Source organism: Hydrogenophaga sp. (assembly GCF_050250835.1).
Taxonomy (GTDB): domain Bacteria; phylum Pseudomonadota; class Gammaproteobacteria; order Burkholderiales; family Burkholderiaceae_C; genus Hydrogenophaga.
In genome coordinates, this window is the sequence record NZ_JBFWNX010000008.1 from 90,960 (window position 1) to 111,270 (window position 20,311).

General features: G+C 66.7%; 13 protein-coding genes. 5 read left to right on the top strand and 8 right to left on the bottom strand.

Going from position 1 to position 20,311, the window contains the following annotated elements:
* Positions 1–38 precede the first annotated feature (38 nt).
* Positions 39–965, bottom strand: a complete 927-nt coding sequence (locus AB7F11_RS12025) for a DMT family transporter (protein ID WP_428300008.1) — start codon at positions 963–965, stop codon at positions 39–41.
* Positions 966–1,050: 85 nt separating this feature from the next.
* Between AB7F11_RS12025 and AB7F11_RS12030 the strand changes: the two genes are divergently transcribed.
* On the top strand, positions 1,051–1,914 hold the full coding sequence (locus tag AB7F11_RS12030) for a LysR family transcriptional regulator (RefSeq protein ID WP_428288809.1): 864 nt from the start codon (positions 1,051–1,053) through the stop codon (positions 1,912–1,914).
* A 25-nt stretch (positions 1,915–1,939) separates the two neighbouring features.
* Here the strand turns inward: AB7F11_RS12030 and AB7F11_RS12035 are convergent, their stop codons facing one another.
* From AB7F11_RS12035 to AB7F11_RS12045, 3 genes are read right to left on the bottom strand one after another with little or no spacing between them, the layout of a single operon-like run.
* On the bottom strand, positions 1,940–2,899 hold the full coding sequence (locus AB7F11_RS12035; protein ID WP_428288808.1) for an alpha-E domain-containing protein: 960 nt from the start codon (positions 2,897–2,899) through the stop codon (positions 1,940–1,942).
* A gap of 18 nt (positions 2,900–2,917) precedes the next feature.
* Positions 2,918–4,357 (bottom strand): circularly permuted type 2 ATP-grasp protein, encoded by a 1,440-nt coding sequence (locus AB7F11_RS12040; protein ID WP_428288807.1) that lies wholly within the window; start codon positions 4,355–4,357, stop codon positions 2,918–2,920.
* Positions 4,358–4,411: 54 nt separating this feature from the next.
* Positions 4,412–6,778 carry a DNA internalization-related competence protein ComEC/Rec2 gene (locus tag AB7F11_RS12045; protein ID WP_428288806.1) on the bottom strand — a complete coding sequence of 789 codons (2,367 nt, stop codon included), beginning with the start codon at positions 6,776–6,778 and terminating at the stop codon, positions 4,412–4,414.
* 170 nt (positions 6,779–6,948) lie between these two features.
* Here AB7F11_RS12045 and AB7F11_RS12050 point away from each other — a divergent pair, with 170 nt between their 5' ends.
* The 4 genes from AB7F11_RS12050 (at position 6,949) to AB7F11_RS12065 (ending at position 14,659) form a co-directional block, all read left to right on the top strand.
* Positions 6,949–10,455: a DUF2126 domain-containing protein gene (locus AB7F11_RS12050; RefSeq protein ID WP_428288805.1), complete on the top strand. Its 3,507-nt coding sequence runs from the start codon at positions 6,949–6,951 to the stop codon at positions 10,453–10,455.
* Between the two features lie 91 nt (positions 10,456–10,546).
* Positions 10,547–13,147 (top strand): circularly permuted type 2 ATP-grasp protein, encoded by a 2,601-nt coding sequence (locus AB7F11_RS12055; RefSeq protein ID WP_428288804.1) that lies wholly within the window; start codon positions 10,547–10,549, stop codon positions 13,145–13,147.
* Position 13,148: 1 nt separating this feature from the next.
* Positions 13,149–14,111, top strand: a complete 963-nt coding sequence (locus tag AB7F11_RS12060; protein WP_428288803.1) for a transglutaminase family protein — start codon at positions 13,149–13,151, stop codon at positions 14,109–14,111.
* An 80-nt stretch (positions 14,112–14,191) separates the two neighbouring features.
* Positions 14,192–14,659 (top strand): RidA family protein, encoded by a 468-nt coding sequence (locus AB7F11_RS12065; protein WP_428288802.1) that lies wholly within the window; start codon positions 14,192–14,194, stop codon positions 14,657–14,659.
* Between the two features lie 4 nt (positions 14,660–14,663).
* On the opposite strand, the gene AB7F11_RS12070 is transcribed toward AB7F11_RS12065, so the two are convergent.
* From AB7F11_RS12070 to AB7F11_RS12085, 4 genes are read right to left on the bottom strand one after another with little or no spacing between them, the layout of a single operon-like run.
* Positions 14,664–14,843 (bottom strand): hypothetical protein, encoded by a 180-nt coding sequence (locus tag AB7F11_RS12070; RefSeq protein WP_428288801.1) that lies wholly within the window; start codon positions 14,841–14,843, stop codon positions 14,664–14,666.
* A 2-nt stretch (positions 14,844–14,845) separates the two neighbouring features.
* The gene (locus AB7F11_RS12075) at positions 14,846–15,946 is read right to left on the bottom strand and encodes a DNA glycosylase AlkZ-like family protein (protein WP_428288800.1); all 1,101 of its coding nucleotides are present in this window, start codon (positions 15,944–15,946) and stop codon (positions 14,846–14,848) included.
* A gap of 4 nt (positions 15,947–15,950) precedes the next feature.
* The gene (gene parC / locus AB7F11_RS12080; RefSeq protein ID WP_428288799.1) at positions 15,951–18,302 is read right to left on the bottom strand and encodes a DNA topoisomerase IV subunit A; all 2,352 of its coding nucleotides are present in this window, start codon (positions 18,300–18,302) and stop codon (positions 15,951–15,953) included.
* A gap of 12 nt (positions 18,303–18,314) precedes the next feature.
* Entirely contained in the window at positions 18,315–20,285 is a 1,971-nt protein-coding gene (locus AB7F11_RS12085; protein WP_428288798.1) for a DNA topoisomerase IV subunit B, read from the bottom strand.
* Positions 20,286–20,311 lie beyond the last annotated feature (26 nt).

Below are 20,311 nucleotides of genomic sequence, written 5' to 3' on the forward strand. Positions count from 1 at the left end.
AGAAGACAACGCCGGCGAAATTACCACGGGAACCCGTTTCACACCGTCCGCGCGCGCTGCATGCCCACCACCACCAGGGCCACCAGCATCACCAGCACACCCACCAGCTGGCTCGGACTGAGCGCGCGACCGTACACCAGCCAGTCCACCCCCACGGCCGAAGCGGGGTAGACGAACTGCAGGACAGCCACGCGCCCGGCCGTGAGGCGCGCCACACCGGCATAGAGCACCACATAGGCCAGCCCGGTATGGATGACACCCAACCCGGCGAGCCAGGCCCAGGCCGGGCCGGCAGGCGGCCAGCCGTGCGTGAGAGGCCACCACAGCAACACCACCGCACCCACGGCGCACTGCCACCACGCCAACGCCAGCGGGCTGACTCCGCGCGTGCGGTTGGCAATGAGGGTGAGTGCCGCATAGCCCACCGAATTGAGCAAGGCCAGCACCACGCCCCACAGGTAGCTGGACGACCAGCCCACGCCGGTGAGCGCGCCGTCCAACCAGCCTGAGGCCAGCGCCAGGCCAACGAGCGAAGCCAGCGCGGCCATGGCTTGCGCGCGGGTGATGCGCTCTTTCCACCACCAGGCGCCAAAGGCCATCACCAGAAACGGCTGCACATGCACCACCACGGTAGCCACGCTGATGGACGTGCGTGCGATGGACTCAAAGAACAGCAACCAGTTGACCACTGCGAGCACGCCCGCGCTCACCGCCGCCCAGCGCGCCGCACCCGAAAGGCGAAGTTCTCCCCAGCGGCGCGTGGCGGCAAACCAGGCGGTGAGCGCGAGCAGGCCGAAGGCACAGCGAAACCACACCGCCGTGATCGGGCTTTGCCCCGCCTCTTCCAGGAACACGCCCAGCGTGCCAAGCATCAAGCCCCCCGCCACCATGAGCCACATGCCACTGCGTTCGCGCGCACCGGCGGTTTCAATGACGTTCAGGGACAAGGTGCTGCTGGAGTTCATGCACCGATGGTCGGGTGGCGAGGCATTTCTGCACAGCGGATAAATAGAATCCCATGCATTCGACAATCGAATACTGAAACACGCCATGAACCATGCAGATCTGCAACTCGACTGGCTGCGCGCCTTCGTCACCGTGGTCGACTGCGGCTCCCTCTCAGCCGCCGCGCCGCTGCTGCACCGCTCGCAATCGGCGGTGAGCATGCAGATCAAAAAGCTGGACGATGCGGTGGGCCGCCCGGTGTTGCTGCGAGGGCCGCGCCACCTGGAAGTGACGCCGGTGGGCGCCGAGTTGCTGGGCTATGCGCGCCGCCTGCTGGCCTTGCATGGCGAAACGCTGGAGGCACTGCACGGGCCGGAGCTCTCAGGCCGCGTGAGGCTGGGCGTTCCAGACGACTACGCCGCCACCTACCTCACGCCGGTGCTGCGCAGCTACGCGAGCCGCCACGCAGGGGTGGAGATCGAACTGCACTGCGAGCAATCCACCGCGCTCATTCCCAAGGTGCAACGCGGCGAGATCGACCTGGCACTGGTCTCGCGCGACAAACCATCGCGGGGCACGCTGCTGTTTCACGAGCCGCTGGTGTGGGTGGGCGCGGCGGCTTTCGAGGCCTGGCGCCGCGACCCGTTGCCGCTGGCGGTGTACGAGCAGGCCAGCCAGGCGCGGCGTTCCACCATCGCAGCGCTCACGGCACAGCGGCGCGCCTATCGAATGGTCTACAACAGTTCGAGCCTGGCGGGGCAACTGGCGGCGGTGGAAAGCGGCCTGGCGGTGGCCGTGCTCACGCGCTGCAGCGTGCCGCCGCACCTGCCCATCCTGGGTGAGCGGCAGGGGCTGCCGCCGCTGTCGACGATGCAGGTGGCGGTCTACCGGAGCCAGGCGTCGCGCCATCTGCCTGCCGTGGACGCACTGTTTGAGCAGATGGTGCAGACACTCAGCCAGACAGGGTGAGCACTCCTGCGCAAAGAACAGCCTGCTAATGCGAAGGCACCAAAAAGTCCTGGCTGATGCGGCCGCCGAGTTCGTTCACGCGGTCAAGGAACTGCGTCAGGAACGCATGCAGCCCGGTGGACAGAATTTCGTCGATGCGTGCGTACTGCAGGTCGGCCTTGAGTTTGCCCGCGCGGCGCACAGTCTCGCCGCTGTGTTCGTTGGACACCACGGCAAGGTTGTTCACCACCTCGTTCAGGCTGGCGGCCAGGCTACGGGGCATGTCGGCCCGCAGAATCAGGAGTTCGGCCACGCGCTCGGGCGTGATCACATCGCGGTAGACCTTGCGGTAGACCTCGAAGCCGCTCACGCTGCGCAGGATGGCGCTCCAGTGGTAGAAGTCGTATTCCTGGTCGAGCTCGCTGGCGGCACCAAAGAAATCGCTGTGCACGGCGTGAAATTTCACGTCGAGCAAACGCGCCGTGTTGTCCGCGCGTTCCAGAAAGGTGCCCATGCGGTAGAAGTGGAAGGCCTCGTCCTGCAGCATGGTGCCAATGGCGACGCCGCGCGATAGATGCGAGCGGAACTTGACCCACTCGAAGAATTCGCCGGGGTCACGCTCGAAATTCTTGCCCTTGAGCATGCGCGTGAGTTCCAGCCAGGTCTGGTTCTGCGTCTCCCAGAATTCGGTGGTGAGGGCGCCGCGCACGGCGCGCGCGTTTTCACGCGCCGCCTTGAGGCAGGTGAAGATGCTCGAGGGGTTGGACTCGTCGCGCACCATGAAGTCGAGCACATTGCGCGGCGTGATCTCCTTGCCGTACTTTTGCGTGTAGGCATACATGAGCTCACTGATGGTGAGCAGCCCTTCCCAGCCCACCTGGGCCACAGCGGCAGACTGTGGCAGCAGCGAGGTCTGGTAGTTCACGTCGAGCATGCGGGCGGTGTTCTCCGCGCGCTCGGTGTAGCGGGACATCCAGAAAAGGTGGTCGGCGGTGCGTGACAGCATGGTTGACAAGTCCCTCAATCAATCTTCCAGAACCCAGGTGTCCTTGGTACCACCACCCTGTGACGAGTTGACGACCAGGGAGCCTTCCTTGAGCGCCACGCGCGTGAGTCCGCCGGGCACCATCTGCACTTCCTTGCCGCTGAGCACGAAAGGCCGCAGGTCAATGTGGCGCGGGGCCACGCCGCTTTGCACATAGGTGGGACAGGTGGAGAGCGAGAGCGTGGGCTGCGCGATGTAACCGGCGGGGTTGGCTGCCACAGCCTTGCGGAAATCCTCGATTTCCGCCTTGGTGGACGCGGGGCCGACGAGCATGCCGTAGCCACCTGCGCCGTGCACTTCCTTCACCACCAGGTCTTTCATGTGGGCCATCATGTACTTCAAGTCTTCTGGCTCGCGGCCCATGAAGGTGGGCACGTTGTTCAGAATGGGCTTCTGGCCCAGGTAGAACTCGATCATCTTGGGCACGTAGGGATAGATCGACTTGTCGTCCGCCACGCCGGTGCCCACGGCGTTGCAGATGGCCACGTTGCCGCTGCGGTACACGCTGAGCAAGCCTTCGCACCCCAGGGTGGAGGTCGGTCGGAACACGGAAGGATCCAGGAAATCGTCGTCCACGCGGCGGTAGATCACGTCCACGCGCTTGGGGCCGCGCGTGGTGCGCATGTAGACGAAGTTGTCCTTGACGAACAGGTCCTGCCCTTCCACCAGTTCAATGCCCATCTGCTGCGCGAGGAAGGCATGTTCGAAATAGGCGCTGTTGTACATGCCGGGCGTGAGCACCACCACGGTGGGCTCTGCGGTGGTGGCCGGACTCACGGCGCGCAGGGTTTCCAGCAACAGGTCGGGATAGTGCGCGACCGGGGCGACGCGGTTCTCGCCGAAGAGTTCTGGGAACAGCCGCATCATCATCTTGCGGTCTTCGAGCATGTAGCTCACGCCGCTGGGCACGCGCAGGTTGTCTTCCAGCACGTAGTACTCACCCACCCCCTCGGCATTGGGCGCGCGCACGATGTCAATGCCGGAGATATGCGAATAGATCTGGTGCGGCACGTCCACGCCCATCATCTCGGGGCGGAACTGCGCGTTCTGGAAGATCTGGTCGGCTGGAATGAGGCCGGCCTTGATGATTTCCTGATCGTGGTACACGTCGTGGATGAAGCGGTTGAGCGCGGCCACGCGCTGCACCAGGCCCTCTTCCATGCTCTGCCATTCGTTGGCCGGAATCACGCGGGGAATCAGGTCAAAGGGAATCAGGCGCTCGGTGCCGGAGCCGTCCTCGTCCTTGGCGCCGTACACCGCAAACGTGATGCCCACGCGGCGAAAGATCATTTCCGCCTCCTCGCGCCGCGAAGCCATCACCTCTTCGGGCTGCTGGGCCAGCCAGCGTGCGTAGTTCTGGTAGTGGGCCCGAACCTCGCTGGGCGAGGCATTCATTTCGTCGAACATGGGTCTGCTCATGGGCTTTTTCTCCTGCCCACAGCATAGCAAGTACCGGGCCAGGGTTAGCCCGAATCACTTTTTCCAGTAGCGCTGAGCCACCTCCCGCTGACACGTCATCGCCCCCGGGTCCTCGCTGCGCCAGACGGCCGCACCGCAATCGGGTGAGTTCACCCATTCGATGCCGCGCTGGCGGTACCGTTCCAGCACGGCAGGCGCCGGGTGGCCAAAGCGGTTGCGGTAGCCCGACTGCACGATCACCCAGCGCGGCATGAGCGTGTTGAGCAGCACCGGGCTGCTGGAGGTCTGGCTGCCGTGGTGGGGCGCAAGCATGACGGTGGCGCGCAGTTCGGGGCGCGCCAGGGCCAGGCGCACTTCCTGCGCAGCGTCGATGTCGCCACCGAGCCAGGCGCTTTGCCTCCCGTTGGAGACACGCAGCACGCAGGACATGGCGTTGCTGGAGAGGCGTGGCGCGCCGTCTTCGCTGTAGTGGGCGGGCTGAGGGTGCAGCATTTCAAAGTCAAGGCCATCCCAATGCCAGCGCTGCCCGGCCACGCAACGGTGCGCGGGTTCGGCGTCGAACGACGAGAGCCAGCGCGCGGCAGGATGTGCCGCCTGCACCGAGGCAGCGCCGCCGGCGTGGTCGCTGTCGCGGTGGCTCACCACCACGGCATCCAGCGTCTCGCCCAGCGCGCGCAGCAGCGGCAGCACCACGCGGTCACCCGCATCGGCGGCATCGGCCTGCGGACCGTACCGCGGGCCCGTGTCGTAGAGCAGGCTGTGGCCGGCGGTGCGCAGCAGCACAGCGCTGCCCTGTCCCACGTCAAGCGCCATCAGCTCGAATTCGCCGGGGGCCGGGCGCGGCGGCACATACAACAAGGCGGGCCAGACCAACATGAGCCCGGCCAGCCGCACCACCCAAGGCAGGCGCAGCACCAGCAGCACGCCACCAGCCACCGCCGCGAGCGCCAGCGGCCAGGGCGCCACCGGACGGAAGATGGCCGCCCAAGGCCACTGCGCCAGCCAGGCCAGCACCGGCGTCATGGCCTGTACGGCCCAGGCCGCAGCGTCCCACAGCGGCGGCAGCAGCACGCCCAGCATCGCCAGCGGTGTGATCCAAAGCGTGACCAGCGGAATGGCCACGAGGTTGGCCAGCAGCCCGACCAGCGAGAACTGGCCGAACAGCAAAAGGGTGAGCGGCGCCAGCGCCACGGTGACGATGCCCTGCTCGCGCAGCAGCGCCACCAAGGCCCGCACGGCACGGGATGCCCCGCTCGACGGCAGTTGATCGCGCCAGCGGCCGCCGGGGTCGGTGGCGAACAGAATTCCCACCGCCACGAAGCTGAGCCAGAAACCCGGTTGCAGCAAGGCCCACGGGTCCAGCGCCAGCACGGCCACCATGGCCATCAGCCACACCAACGGCCATGGCCAGCGCCGCACCTGCAGACGAAGCGCCACCACCACCGCCAGCATGATCAGCGTGCGCTGCGAAGGCACACCCCAACCCGAAAACAGCGCATAGGCAGCGGCCATCGTCACACCCCCCACCCCGGCGGCCAGCGGCGTGGGCACGGCGTGCAGCACCTGAGGCCACACCTTCGCCAGCCGCCGCCAGGCGCCGGCCACCAGCACCGTGGCCAGCCAGGCAAACATGGTCACGTGCAGCCCGGAAATGCTCATGAGGTGGGCCACGCCAGTGGTGCGAAACAGGTCCCAGTCGGCACGCTCGATGGCCGATTGCTCACCCACCACCAGCGCAGCGATCACACCGGCGCTGCGCTGGTCGTGCGCCAGGCGGGCGTCGATGCGTTCGCTCACCACTTGCCGGGCGGCGTCCAGCGAATGCCAGGGGCTGGAGGCCAGCCGTTGCGGCGCCGTGTCGCGTGGGCCGCTGCGCACATAGCCTGTGGCCTGGATGCCGCGCTCCCAGAGCCACAGTTCGCGATCGAAGCCGTGCGGATTGGCGTTGCCATGGGGGCTGCGCAGACGCACGGTGAAGCGCCAGCGCTCGCCCGCGCGCAGGCCCGGGCTGCCAGCCGCGAGCGACCAGCTGCCTTCGCCCGCCGTACCCAGGCCGCCATACCAGCTCAGTTGCAGGCGGGATGGCAGGTGCACCGGCTCGCCGTGCCGCCGGGCCGAATCGACCACGAATTCAAAGCGCTCACCCTGCGCACTGCGCTGCGGCAAGGAAGCAATGCGCCCCACCAGTTCGATGTCCTGCCCTTGCAGATCAGGATCAAGGGCGTCGGCGGCAAAATGCGCGGCGCGCGCGCCGGTGATCCCGAAGCCGGCCAGGACGCCCGCCAGCAGGCCGACCGCCACACCCCAGCGCCACGAGGGACGCCACACCCAGGCCCCCACCAGAAGCACCAGCGCCAGGCCCAGCAAAACCAGATACAGACCCAGCGCCTGGAGTTCGGCCTGCTGCAGCTGCAAGGCCACGCCGGACACCCCACCCAGCAAAGTTCCCGTGCGCCACGCGCCTCGGCGGCCGTTGCGCGGCCTGTCATTCTTCTTTGGCGCGAGACTTGCTAGGATGCCTGCAAGCCGCCCCGGCATTCTTTCTGCCAGCGGACCCATTGTTTTTTGTCTCTCCCTGTCGAAAGCTTCGCATGGCCATCCACGTTGCCCTGAGCCACATCACGCATTATCGGTACGACCGCCTGGTCAAACTGGGGCCTCAGGTGGTTCGTCTGCGGCCCGCGCCGCACAGTCGCACCAAGGTGCTCTCGTATTCTCAGCGCATCGAGCCCGGCGATCATTTCATCAACTGGCAGCAGGACCCGTTTGCCAACTACCAGGCCCGCCTGGTGTTCCCCGAGCCCACCACCGAGTTCAAGGTCACCATCGACCTGGTGGTGGAAATGGCGGTCTACAACCCGTTCGACTTCTTCCTGGAACCCTCAGCGGAGAATTTCCCGTTCGCCTACGACGCCGCCCAGATGCAGGAGCTGGCGCCCTACCTGGCCACAACACCCATGACGCCAATGCTCAAGGCGTATGTGGACGAAGTGGACCGCAGCGAACGCCGCACCATCGACTTCCTGGTCGACATCAACCAGCGGCTGCAGCGCGACATCGCCTACACCATCCGCATGGAGCCGGGGGTGCAGTCACCCGAGGAAACGCTGAAGATCAAGAGCGGTTCCTGCCGCGACAGCGGCTGGCTGCTGGTGCAGATCCTGCGCCACATGGGCCTGGCGGCGCGCTTCGTCTCGGGCTACCTGATCCAGCTCACATCCGACGTGAAGTCGGTCGACGGCCCGAACGGCCCCGAAGCCGATTTCACCGATCTCCACGCCTGGTGCGAGGTGTTCCTGCCCGGCGCCGGCTGGATCGGGCTGGACCCGACCTCGGGCCTGCTGGCCGGTGAAGGCCACGTGCCGCTGGCCTGCACGCCGCAGCCTTCGAGCGCGGCGCCGGTGGAGGGCGCGGTGGACAAGTGCGAAGTCACCTTCAGCCACCACATGGGTGTGACGCGCATCTACGAGTCGCCGCGCGTGACCCGCCCCTACACCGACGACCAGTGGGCCGGCGTGCTGGCTCTGGGCGAAAAGGTGGATGCGGACCTGCAGCGAAACGACGTGCGACTGACCATGGGCGGCGAGCCGACCTATGTGGCCACCAGTGACCGTGACGCCGCCGAGTGGAACACCGACGCCCTGGGCCCCACCAAGCGCGGCTACGCCACCGAACTGCTGGGCCGGCTGCGCGAGCAGTACGGCGCGGGTGGCTTCGTTCACATGGGCCAGGGCAAGTGGTACCCGGGCGAACAGTTGCCGCGCTGGGCGCTTTCGATGTTCTGGCGTGCCGATGGCGACACCATCTGGCACAACCCCGCACTGCTCGCCGACGAGCGCGACGAGGCCCACTACAACGCCGACGACGCGCGACGCTTCACGCAGGCGCTCGCGCGCAAGCTCGGTCTGTCCACGCAATACATCACCCCCGGGTTCGAGGACACCTGGTACTACCTCTGGCGCGAGCGCCGGCTGCCTGTGAACGTGGATCCTTTCGACAGCAAGCTCGACGACGAGCTGGAACGCGCCCGCCTGCGCCGCGTGTTCACGCAAGGGCTCGACGCCACGGTGGGCTACGTGTTGCCGTTGCAGGCCTCGGGGCCCAGCGGTGCGCTCTCCAGCAACGGCAAGGCCAGCTACGCCCGCATATCGGGCACGGTGTGGTCCACCGGCCCCTGGTTCTTCCGCGACGAGCGCATGTACCTGATTCCGGGCGACTCGCCCATGGGCTACCGCCTGCCGCTGGATTCGCTGCCCTGGGTATCGGCGGGCGACTACCCGTACCACATCGAGCAAGACCCGCACTCCGCGCGCGACCCGCTGCCACGCGGTGCAGCGGTGAAACACCAGGTGTCGCCTCACCAGGTGGGCGGCGGCTTCGCCGAGGGCGGCACGGTCTCCATGCAGGGCATGGACTACGACGCCGAAGGTGAAACCGTGGAAGGTCTGCGCCCGGGCCAGCCCGGCCCCGGCTCCGCGCCGGCACAGGCACTGTCCTCGCGCTTCCCGCAGCGCGCGGAATCGGCCGCCTGGCTCACGCGCACCGCGCTGTGCGTGGAAGCGCGCGACCCGCACCGCGCCAACGGCCCCAAAGCCGAAAAGGCTGGCGGCGGCAAGAACCACCACCTCTATGTGTTCATGCCGCCCATGGTGCAGCTGGAGGACTACCTGGACCTGCTCGCCGCCGTGGAGGCCACGGCCGAGAAGCTGGGCATGCGCATCGTGCTCGAAGGCTACCCGCCGCCGCGCGACCCGCGCCTGAAAATGCTGCAAGTCACGCCCGACCCCGGCGTGATCGAGGTCAACATCCACCCCGCGCACAGCTGGGGTGAACTGGTCGAGCACACCGAGTTTCTGTACGAGGCTGCACACCAGACGCGGCTGTGCGCCGAGAAATTCATGACCGATGGCCGCCACACCGGCACAGGCGGTGGCAACCACTTCGTGCTCGGCGGCGCCACGCCGGCAGACTCGCCTTTCCTGCGCCGGCCCGAGCTGCTGGGCAGCCTGCTGGCCTACTGGCACAACCACCCGTCCCTGTCCTACCTGTTCAGCGGCCTGTTCATCGGCCCCACCAGCCAGGCTCCGCGCGTGGACGAAGCGCGCAACGACCAGTTGTACGAGCTGGAAATTGCGCTGGCGCAGATCGAAAAGAACCGCGAGACCCACGGCGAAGACATGCCGCCCTGGCTGGTGGATCGCACCTTGCGCAACGTGCTGATTGATGTGACGGGCAACACGCACCGCAGCGAGTTCTGCATCGACAAGCTCTACTCGCCCGATTCACCCACTGGCCGCCTGGGCCTGCTGGAGCTGCGCGCCTTCGAAATGCCGCCACACGCACGCATGAGCATCGCGCAGCAACTGCTGCTGCGCGCCATGATCGCGCGCTTCTGGCAGCAGCCCTGGAACGGCCGCCTCACGCGGTGGGGCACCGAGCTGCACGACCGCTACCTGCTGCCCACCTTCGTGCGCATGGACTTCGAGGACGTGCTCGCCGACATGGCCCAGATCGGCTACCGCTTCGACATGGCCTGGTTCGAGCCGCACTTCGAATTCCGCTTCCCGCTGGTGGGCGAAGTGGCTGCGCGCGGCATCGAGCTCACCATCCGAAGCGCGCTCGAACCCTGGCACGTGATGGGCGAGGAAGGCGCGCCCGGTGGCACGGTGCGGTACGTGGATTCGTCTCTGGAGCGCGTGGAAGTGCTGGTGAAAGGCTTGAACGAAAGCCGCCACGTGGTCACCTGCAACGGACGCGCCCTGCCGCTGATGAGCACGGGCACGGTGTCCGAGTACGTGGCGGGCGTGCGCTACAAGGCCTGGAGCCCGCCCTCGGCGCTGCACCCCTCGATTCCGGCGCACGCGCCGCTGACCTTCGACATCGTCGACACCTGGCTGCAGCGCTCACTGGGTGGCTGCCAGTACCACGTGGCCCACCCCGGCGGGCGCAACTACGACACCTTCCCCATCAACGCCTACGAGGCAGAGAGCCGCCGACTCTCGCGCTTCTTCCAGATGGGCCACACGCCCGGGCGCATGGTGGTGGAGCCGGCGTTCAGCAGCCGCGAATTCCCCTGCACGCTCGACCTGCGCACCTGAGCCCGGGCAAACCCGGGCTGTGTGAAGGATGCAACAAGGCGACCCCGACGGCACAGGCTCTGCCAAGGCGCCACGGGCATACTCGGGCTCAGTGAATCCCGAACCGACCGAATCTCTGTTTGACGGCCTGCGCCCCGACACGCCGGGTGACTGGGCGCGCTCGCTCGCAGTGCCCGCCGACCCTGGCCACCGCGACGAATTGCGGGCGAACGACCAGGCCGATGCCGGTGCCCTCGCGCCGACCTGGGCGAGCTTCTTCGAACACATCGGCACCGACGGCTTTGCCGACCTGAATCGCCGCAGCGACAACCTGCAACGGCAGATCCGCGACAACGGCGTGACCTACAACGTGTACGCCGACAAGGCGCGAGGCCTGGAGCGCCCGTGGGCGCTGGACCTGTTCCCCAAGATCATTGATCCGCAGGACTGGGCACGCATTGAAACCGGCGTGCTTCAGCGCACCCGCCTGCTCAACGCCATGATGGCCGACCTGTATGGCGAGCGCGAACTGCTCAGGCGTGCGCTGCTACCCGCCGCACTCGTGCAGGGCCATCCGGGCTACCTGCGCGCCATGCAGGGTGTGCGCCCGCCTGGAGACACCTGGCTGCACATCGTCGGCTTCGATCTGGCGCAGGGGCCGGACGGCCAGTGGTGGGTGGTGGGCCAGCGCACGCAGGCGCCTTCGGGCCTGGGCTACCTGCTGGAGAACCGCATCGCGATCTCGCGGCAGTTTCCCAAGGCCTTTGCCGGCATGAAGGTGCAGCGGCTGGCCGCGAGCTACCGAGCGCTCATGGACGGCATCAAGCGAATGGCCCCTGAAGGCGAGAACGCGCGCATCGCGCTGCTCACGCCAGGCCCGTACAACGAAACCTATTTTGAACACGCTTACCTGGCGCGCTACCTCGGCCTGACGCTCGTGGAAGGCAACGACCTCACGGTGCGCGACCAGCGCCTGTTCCTGAAAACACTTGGCGGCCTGGAGCCGGTGCATGCGCTCATCAAACGCCTGGACGACGAGTGGCTCGACCCGCTGGAGTTGCGCTCGGACTCGCGATTGGGCGTGCCCGGCCTGCTGCAGGTGCTGCGCGCGGGCAACCTGCTGCTGGCCAACGCCCCGGGCTCTGCACCGCTGGAATCGAGCGCGCTGCTGGGCTTTCTGCCGGCCATCAGCCGCCACCTGCTCGGCGAGGAGCTGAGCATGCCTTCGCTGGCCACCTGGTGGTGCGGTGAAGATGCGGCGTTGCGCGAAGTGCTGCCATTGCTCAAGGACAGCGTGATCAAGCCCACCTACCCCCGCTCGGAGCTGGAGACGGTGATGGGCCAGAGCCTGGGCGAACGACAGCTTGACGAGTGGTCGGGCCGCATGGCGCGCCATCCAGACAACTACACCGTGCAATCCTGGCTGCCGCTGTCGCAGACGCCAACCTGGTCAGGCGAGCGGCTGATTCCGCGCTCGGCGATGCTGCGCGTGTTCGCGTTGGCCAATGGCTCGAGGTCGTGGTGCGTGCTGCCCGGCGGCCTGGTGCGTCTGGCGCCGCGCGGTGAACTCATTGCGGCCATGCAGCGCGGCGGCAGCAGCGCCGACTGCTGGGTACTCACCAACGGCCCGGTGGACCACACCAGCCTTCTGCAGGCCGCTCCGTCCACGCTGTCGATGGCGCTGCAGAAGCAACCGGTGACCAGCCGCGCTGCCGAGAACCTGTTCTGGCTGGGCCGCTATACCGAACGCGCGGAGAACAGCATCCGACTCGCGCAGATCGTGCTCGATCACCTTGGCGGCGAAGAACCCAGCTCGCGCCCACTCATGGCCTGGCTGTCCCACACCGCGCGCGAGAATTCGCTGGTGCTGCCCGACGTGCCCACCGCCACGCTGTCGCCACGCGTGTTCGCACGAAGCCTGATTGCCTCACTCTCGCCCCAGCCCGACACCCCGATGGAATCGCAGGCGCTGAGCGTGGGCTTCAACCTGCGGGCCCTCAAGCTGGCCGCCTCGCAGGTGCGCGAGCGCCTGTCGCAGGAACACTGGAACCTCATCGAGCGTGTGGAGACCGCGTTCGCGCAGGATTGCGCCACGCTCTCCACCGAGGCCGACTACGCCACCGCCGAAGCCATGACAGCGCTGCAGAACGCCAGTGAACTGCTCGCCGCCATCACCGGCTCGCAGACCGACCGCATGGTTCGCGACGACGGCTGGCGCATGCTCTCCATGGGCCGCCACATCGAGCGGCTGATCACGCTCTCGCGCGCGCTCGCGCTGGGCCTGGAACACCGCTGCGTTCACGACGCGGCGGGATTCGAGGCGGTGGTCGCGCTGTTCGACAGCACCATCACCTTCCATGCGCAATACCAGCAGCGGCGCGACATGGTGGCACTGATCGACCTGCTGGTGATGGACCGAGACAATCCGCGCTCCCTGGCCTGGGTGGTGCAGACGCTGCGATCGCGCCTGGCCAAGCTGGCCCACAGTGCCACGCCGCAGGATGCGGTGCTGGCGCGCAGCCTGCCCAACCCCGACACCTGGGTACTGCCCGACCTGAGCAACTGGCAGCGCAGCCCCGATGGCCTGCGCACCTGGAGCGAGCTGGCCACGCTGCTCGACGAAGCCGAAGCAGCGGCAATCGACCTTTCCAATGAGATCACGCGTCTGCATTTCAGCCACGCGGATCAGCGCAACCAGAGCCTGGGCGCATGACATGCTCCTGAGAATCCTCCACCGCACACGCTACCGCTACCACGCGGCGATCGACCTGGCGCAGCACATGGTGCACCTGCGACCGGTGGACACGCCGACGCAGCAGGTGCTGCAGCACGACCTGCGCATCGACCCCGAGCCGGCCGCGCGCAGCGACACCACCGACGTGTTCGGCAACCAGCGCACCTTCTTTTCGCTGCAGGCACACCACGCCGTGCTGACGGTGGAAGCCGACACCCTGGTGAGCACGCATGCGCCCGATCCGATGCCCGAAGGCCAGCCGTGGCGCGGCATGAGCTGGGAGCGGGTGCGCGAGCATTTCCGCTACCGTGCGCAGGCCCCATTCGATCCAGCCAGCGAATTTCTGTTTCCCTCGCCCTACGCGACACGCGACGACCACTTTGCCGACTTCGCCCGTCCAGTGGTCAAGCCGGGTCTTCCCGCCCTGGAGGCCGCGCGCGCGTTGATGGAACACATCCACACCGAACTCACCTACGAAACCGACAGCACCGAAGTGAACACCCCGGCGCTGGAGGCGCTGGAGCAGCGCAAAGGGGTGTGCCAGGATTTCGCGCACATCATGATCGGCTGCCTGCGCACCCTCGGTTTGCCGGCGCGCTACGTGAGCGGCTACCTGCTCACGCGCCCGCCTCCCGGCCAACCCCGCCTGATCGGCGCGGACGCATCGCACGCCTGGGTGTCGGTCTATGTGCCCCTGCCCACGAAAAGCGAAGACGGCGCCGCCGGTGCAGGCGCGTGGTTCGATTTCGACCCCACCAACAACCGCTGCGGCTGGGGCAGTCCGGGCGAGGACTACGTGACACTGGCCACCGGGCGTGACTTCGGCGATGTCTCTCCGATGCGCGGCGTCATCCAGAGCGGCGCGCGCCACACACTGTCGGTGGCGGTGACCGTGGCGCCGCCCGACGAGCTGGCCGAGCTCGCGTCGGTCACGCCCGACTGACCCAGGACCACCGCCCTTGCCTGGGGGTATGTCGGCCACCGCGCCGATAGAATCACCCGCTCATTTCTCAGGAGTCCCCCATGTCCGTTCACGATCAGCTCAAAAACCTCGGCATCACACTGCCACCCGTCTCCGTGCCCGCAGCCGCCTATGTGCCTTTCGTGCAGTCCGGCAACCTGATCTTCCTCAGCGGCCACATCGCCAGGAAAGACGGCAAGGCCTGGGTCGGCCAGCTCGGCCTGACCATGACCACCGACGAAGGCAAGGCAGCCGCGCGAGCCGTGGCCATCGACCTCATGGGCACGCTGTCGGCAGCGTGCCTCGCAGCGGGCAAGACACTGGACGACGTCAAACGCGTCGTCAAGGTGCTCAGCCTGGTCAACTCCACCGCCACCTACACGGAGCAGCACCTGGTCACCAACGGCTGCAGCGAACTCATTGGTCAGGTGTTTGGCCCAGCGGGTGCCCACGCGCGCAGTGCGTTCGGCGTGGCGCAGTTGCCCATGGGCGCCTGTGTCGAGATCGAGCTGATCGCAGAGCTGGCTTAGCCGTCTACTTCTTGCGGCGCTCGCTTGCGCGCCGCACCTGGCGGCTTTGGGTGGCCTGTTCTGCCACCTGCGCTTTGGCCGCGCTTCGACGCGCAAAGTGGCGCACGGCAAAGCGCGCCACACCAAACGACACGGCCGCCACGACCGCCGCGACCACCAAGCCGATCCATTCACCGTTTTCCATGTTCAGTTCTCCGGCGTGAGGAAGACCTCGAAGCGGGCCAGTTCTTCATCGAGTGCGCGCTGAAAGGCTGTGCCTATCGGTCGTGTGCCTGCAAAGCCCAGCTGGTACTTCAGGCGCCCGCGCTCCATTCGCAGGTTGGCCCAACCCACCATCGTTTCGCCCCAGAGCACGGGCAAGGCGTAGTGGCCCATCGTACGCTTCGGGGCCGGCACATAGGCCTCAAAGCGGTAGGCCCAGTTCCAGAGCATCTCGAAGCGCCGCCGGTCCCACACCACAGGGTCGAAAGGAGCGAGCAGGCGCACGCCCTCGCCGGGTTGGTGGCGGCGCGAAACCGGGCTCTCGCCTGCAGGCCAGAACCAGGTGGTGCCGTCGACCACCGTGTGGCCGTAGCGTTCGCGGGCGGCCTTCACCACCGCACGGGTTTCCGCTGAAAGCTGGGGGGCGCCGTGCCGCAGCAGCGTCACCAGATACCCCAGGCTGGGAGAAGGGAGCGGCGCGTACAGGGCCACGATGGCGTCAACCAGCGCCTCCGCGCGCGCCCTGCGGGCCTGTGGGCTTTCATCCTGGGTCGGGTGACTCATCGCCTGGTACACCCGGGTGCCAGCTTCACGACGGCACACGCGCAGCCAGCCATGGTGGTGCATGTGTTCGAGCAGGCGGGTGCTGGCGTTGAGCTCGCCACCCCAGTAACCGGCCACGCGCCCGTGGTGAACAAAAGCTTCTCCCACTTCGCGCGGGTGCACCTCGCCGCGTTCCTGCACGAAGTCCAGCACCTCCCGTGCGCGACGCACCGTGGCGGAATCCCAGGTGTTGCGCGGTGTGCGTGGGTGCAGCAGGGCCTGCATCTCACGCGGGATGAAACCGTAGTTGACAAAGGCATCTTCCTCGATGCCAAGGCGTTCGTAGCGGCGCTCCAGATCGCCCGCTCTGTACCCGCGCACGCGTTGAAAAAGAATGAGGTCCTGTGCACGGGCGGGTGCGCGCATCGGGTCGGCCTGCACGAAACCCAGGCGGCGAATGGCGGCCGGTAACGTGACCGGTTTGAACAGGCTGCGCGCAATGGCGTAACGGCGCAGCTCGGCCAGCGTGGGCGAACGCGCCATGGGCTTATTCCACCCGCGTGATCCGGTTCGGCTTGAAGCCGAGATCAGCCGCTTTCCCCTTGCGGGCCCGCGCGGCGCGCGCGTTGTTCAGGCTGCGGATCTCCAGCGTTTCTTCGCGCTCCTTGCCACCGCGGCCGATGCCTTCGATCTTCACGCTGCGCGTGTAGGCGGCCGCGCCCGCCAGCGTGTCCCTGGGTTCCAGGTCGAGCAGCATGAGGCCTCGCCCGCCCTTTTCCATGAACTTGAGTTCGCCGATCTCGAAGGTCAGGATGCGCCCGCCTGTGGAGGCGCAGCACACATGCGTGGCCGGCACCAGCGGCTGAGTGCCCGAGGTGAACGCAGCGTGCGACGGCGCACAAGGTGTTTCCCCTTCGCCAAGGTTGAGAAAGGTCTTGCCGCCGCGCTGGCGAGACACCATGTTCTCCACAGTGGCCAGGAATCCGTAACCCGCGCTGTTGCTGAGCAGCAGCGCGGCACTGGCCGGACCTGCGAAGTAGTGCAACGGTTGCGTGCCGCCTTCCAGGTCGATCAACGTGGTGATGGGCTGGCCGTCGCCACGCGCACCGGGCAGGCTGGCCACCGGCACCGAGTACACGCGCCCATTGCTGCCAAAGGTGATGAGCGTGTCGACCGTGCGGCATTCGAAGGTGCCGTACAGGCCGTCGCCAGCCTTGAAGGCGAAGCTGCCGGCCTCGTGGCCGTGGCCGGTGCGCGCGCGCACCCAGCCCTTGCTGGAAATGACCACCGTCACCGGTTCGTCCACCACCTTGATTTCGGCGACCGCCTTCTTCTCGGCCTGGATCAGCGTGCGGCGTTCGTCGGCAAAGGTCTTGGCATCCGCTTCGATCTCTCTGACCATGAGGCGCCTGAGGCTGCCGGGATTGGCCAGAATGTCTTCCAGCTTGCCTTGTTCTTCCTTGAGCGACTTGAGCTCCTGCTCGATCTTGATGGCCTCCAGCCGCGCCAGCTGGCGCAGGCGGATTTCGAGGATGTCCTCGGCCTGGCGGTCGCTGAGCCTGAAGCGCTCGATGAGCGCGGCCTTGGGATCGTCGCTCTGGCGGATGATCGCGATCACCTCGTCGATGTTGAGCAGCACGAGCTGGCGGCCCTCGAGGATGTGGATGCGGTCCAGCACCTTGGTCAGCCGGTGCTGAGAACGTCGCGTGATGGTGTTCTGACGGAACTCGATCCACTCGGTGAACATCTGCCGCAGCGACTTCTGCGTGGGCCGGCCGTCCAGGCCCACCATGGTGAGGTTGATCGGTGCCGACGTTTCCAGGCTGGTGTGGGCCAGCAGCGCGGTGATGAGTTCCTGCTGCTCGATGCGGCTGCTCTTGGGCTCGAAGAGCAGCCGCACGGGTGCGTCTTTGCTGGACTCGTCGCGCACGCCGTCGAGCACCATGAGGATGCTGGCTTTGAGCTGCGTCTGCTCCTGCGTGAGCGCTTTCTTGCCCGCCTTCACCTTCGGGTTGGTGAGTTCTTCGATCTCTTCAAGCACACGCTGGGTGCTCACGCCCGGCGGCAGCTCGGTCACCACCAGTTGCCACTGGCCGCGCGCGAGGTCTTCGATCTTCCAGCGCGCGCGCACCTTGAGGCTGCCACGTCCGGTGCGGTAGGCATCGGCGATGTCGCCGGCCGGGCTGATGATCTGGCCGCCACCAGGATAGTCCGGCCCGGGCAACAGCGCGAAGAGCTCTTCGTCGGTGAGCTTCGGCGCCTTGATCAGCGCCACGCAGGCATCGGCCACCTCGCGCAGGTTGTGGCTGGGAATTTCAGTGGCCAGGCCCACGGCGATGCCGGAGGCGCCGTTGAGCAGATTGAATGGCAGGCGCGCCGGCAACTGCCTGGGTTCGACGGTGGAGCCGTCGTAGTTGGGCACGAAGTCCACCGTGCCTTCGTCGATTTCGTCGAGCAGCAAAGTGGTGATCTTCGCCAATCTCGCCTCGGTGTAGCGCATGGCGGCGGCACCATCGCCATCGCGACTGCCGAAATTGCCCTGGCCGTCGATCAGCGGGTATCGCTGCGCGAAGTCCTGCGCCATGCGCACCAGCGCGTCGTAGGCCGCCTGGTCGCCATGGGGATGGAAGCGACCCAGCACGTCGCCCACCACGCGCGCGCTTTTCACCGGTCGCGCCGCCGTGTTGTTGTTGGGGCCGGAGAACCCCAGCCCCATGCGGTCCATGCTGTAGAGGATGCGACGCTGCACCGGCTTCTGGCCGTCGCACACGTCGGGCAGCGCTCGGCCTTTCACCACCGACAGCGCGTATTCGAGGTAGGCACGCTGCGCGTAGTTCGCGAGATTCAGGCCGTCGTCTGGCTCGGACAGCGGCAATTCAGTGGTGTTCAGGTCGGACATGAATGTTCAAACTCAGATATCAATCTCGACGGAGTCGCCATGCAACTCCATCAGCTCGCGGCGCGAGGCGGCTTCGCCCTTGCCCATGAGCTTGGTGATGAGGGCCTCGGTGCCGGCAAAGTCGATGGCACCCAGCACCACGGGCATGAGGCGGCGGGTGTCGGGGTTGAGGGTGGTGTCCCACAACTGCTCGGCGCTCATCTCGCCCAGTCCCTTGAAGCGGCTGATCTGGCACTTGTCTTGCGGCACGCCGTCCTTGGCGCATTTGTCAAGAATGGCATGCAGCTCGCCTTCGTCCAGCGCGTACTGTTTGGCGGCAGGCTTCTTGCCACGCGCGGGAATGTCAACGCGGAACAGTGGCGGGCGCGCCACGAACACATGGCCCGCCTCGATGAGCTTGGGGAAATGGCGGAAGAACAGCGTGAGCAACAGCACCTGGATGTGCGAGCCGTCGACGTCGGCATCGCTCAGGATGCAGACCTTGCCGTAGCGCAGGCCACTCAGGTCGGGCGTGTCGCCGGGGCCGTGCGGATCGACGCCGATGGCCACCGCAATGTCGTGGATTTCGGTGTTGGCGAACAGACGGTCGCGCTCGACCTCCCAGGTGTTGAGCACCTTGCCGCGCAGGGGCAGAACGGCCTGGCATTCCTTGTCGCGGCCCATCTTGGCGCTGCCACCGGCCGAATCGCCCTCGACCAGAAACACCTCGTTGTGCGCCAGGTCCTTGCTCTCGCAGTCGGTGAGCTTGCCGGGCAGCACGGCCACGCCAGAGCCTTTGCGCTTCTCGACCTTCTGCCCTGCCTTCTGCCGCGTCTGCGCGGCCTTGATGGCGAGTTCGGCGAGCTTCCTGCCGTAGTCCACGTGCTGGTTGAGCCAGAGTTCGAGCGCGGGTCGCACGAAGCTGCCGACCAGTCGCACCGCGTCGCGCGAGTTCAGGCGTTCCTTGATCTGGCCCTGGAACTGAGGGTCTAGCACCTTGGCACTGAGCACATAGCTGGCGCGCGCGAACACGTCTTCAGGCAGCAGCTTCACGCCCTTGGGCAGGAGGGCGTGCAATTCGATGAAGCCCTTGACGGCCTGGAACAGACCATCGCGCAGCCCGCTCTCGTGCGTGCCGCCGGCGCTGGTGGGGATCAGGTTCACATAGCTTTCTCGAACCGGCTGGCCGTCTTCGGTGAAGGCGACGCACCAGGCGGCGCCCTCGCCTTCGGCGAAGCTGTCGTGGCCACTGTCGGCAAAGCCCTCGCCTTCAAAGAGCGGGATCACCGGATCACCGGTGAGCGTCTGCTGCAGGTAGTCACGAAGGCCACCCTTGTAGAGCCAGGTCTGCGAGTCCTTTGTCTTTTCGTTCACCAGCGTCACCGTCACGCCGGGCATCAGCACCGCCTTGCTGCGCAGCAGGTGCGTGAGTTCGGCCATGGGCAGCGCGGCGGATTCAAAGTACTTCGCGTCTGGCCAGGCGCGCACCGTGGTGCCCTGTTTGCGATCCCCTTCGCCCCTGGGGCTCAGCACCAGCGGCTCGATCACGTCACCGGCGGAAAACGCCAGCTTCGCCACCTGGCCTTCGCGGTGACTGACGACCTCCAGACGAGTCGAGAGCGCATTGGTCACGCTCACGCCCACGCCGTGCAGACCGCCTGAAAAGCTGTAGGCACCGCCTTTGCCCTTGTCGAACTTGCCGCCAGCATGCAGCCGGGTGAACACGAGTTCGACCACCGGGGCCTTTTCTTCGGGGTGCAGGCCAAATGGAATGCCCCGGCCATCGTCTTCCACGCTCACCGAGTGATCGGTGTGGAGCGTGACCTTGATCTTCTTGCCGTGTCCGGCCAGGGCCTCGTCGGCCGCGTTGTCGAGCACTTCCTGGATGATGTGCAGCGGGTTGTCGGTCCGGGTGTACATGCCCGGGCGCTGCTTGACCGGCTCCAGTCCCTTGAGGACACGGATCGAGCCTTCTGAATATTCGAGAGGGGTTTGGGTCGCCATGGGGGCGGATTGTATGCGCGCTCGCT

What these genes read in the sequence shown, in the direction of transcription:
- AB7F11_RS12065 (WP_428288802.1), top strand. Translation starts at nt 14,192, where the DNA reads ATGTCCGTTCACGATCAGCTCAAAAACCTCGGCATCACACTGCCACCC.
- AB7F11_RS12035 (WP_428288808.1), bottom strand. Translation starts at nt 2,899, where the DNA reads ATGCTGTCACGCACCGCCGACCACCTTTTCTGGATGTCCCGCTACACC.
- AB7F11_RS12075 (WP_428288800.1), bottom strand. Translation starts at nt 15,946, where the DNA reads ATGGCGCGTTCGCCCACGCTGGCCGAGCTGCGCCGTTACGCCATTGCG.
- AB7F11_RS12025 (WP_428300008.1), bottom strand. Translation starts at nt 965, where the DNA reads ATGAACTCCAGCAGCACCTTGTCCCTGAACGTCATTGAAACCGCCGGT.
- AB7F11_RS12060 (WP_428288803.1), top strand. Translation starts at nt 13,149, where the DNA reads ATGCTCCTGAGAATCCTCCACCGCACACGCTACCGCTACCACGCGGCG.
- AB7F11_RS12085 (WP_428288798.1), bottom strand. Translation starts at nt 20,285, where the DNA reads ATGGCGACCCAAACCCCTCTCGAATATTCAGAAGGCTCGATCCGTGTC.
- AB7F11_RS12070 (WP_428288801.1), bottom strand. Translation starts at nt 14,843, where the DNA reads ATGGAAAACGGTGAATGGATCGGCTTGGTGGTCGCGGCGGTCGTGGCG.
- AB7F11_RS12030 (WP_428288809.1), top strand. Translation starts at nt 1,051, where the DNA reads ATGAACCATGCAGATCTGCAACTCGACTGGCTGCGCGCCTTCGTCACC.
- AB7F11_RS12040 (WP_428288807.1), bottom strand. Translation starts at nt 4,357, where the DNA reads ATGAGCAGACCCATGTTCGACGAAATGAATGCCTCGCCCAGCGAGGTT.
- AB7F11_RS12050 (WP_428288805.1), top strand. Translation starts at nt 6,949, where the DNA reads ATGGCCATCCACGTTGCCCTGAGCCACATCACGCATTATCGGTACGAC.
- parC (WP_428288799.1), bottom strand. Translation starts at nt 18,302, where the DNA reads ATGTCCGACCTGAACACCACTGAATTGCCGCTGTCCGAGCCAGACGAC.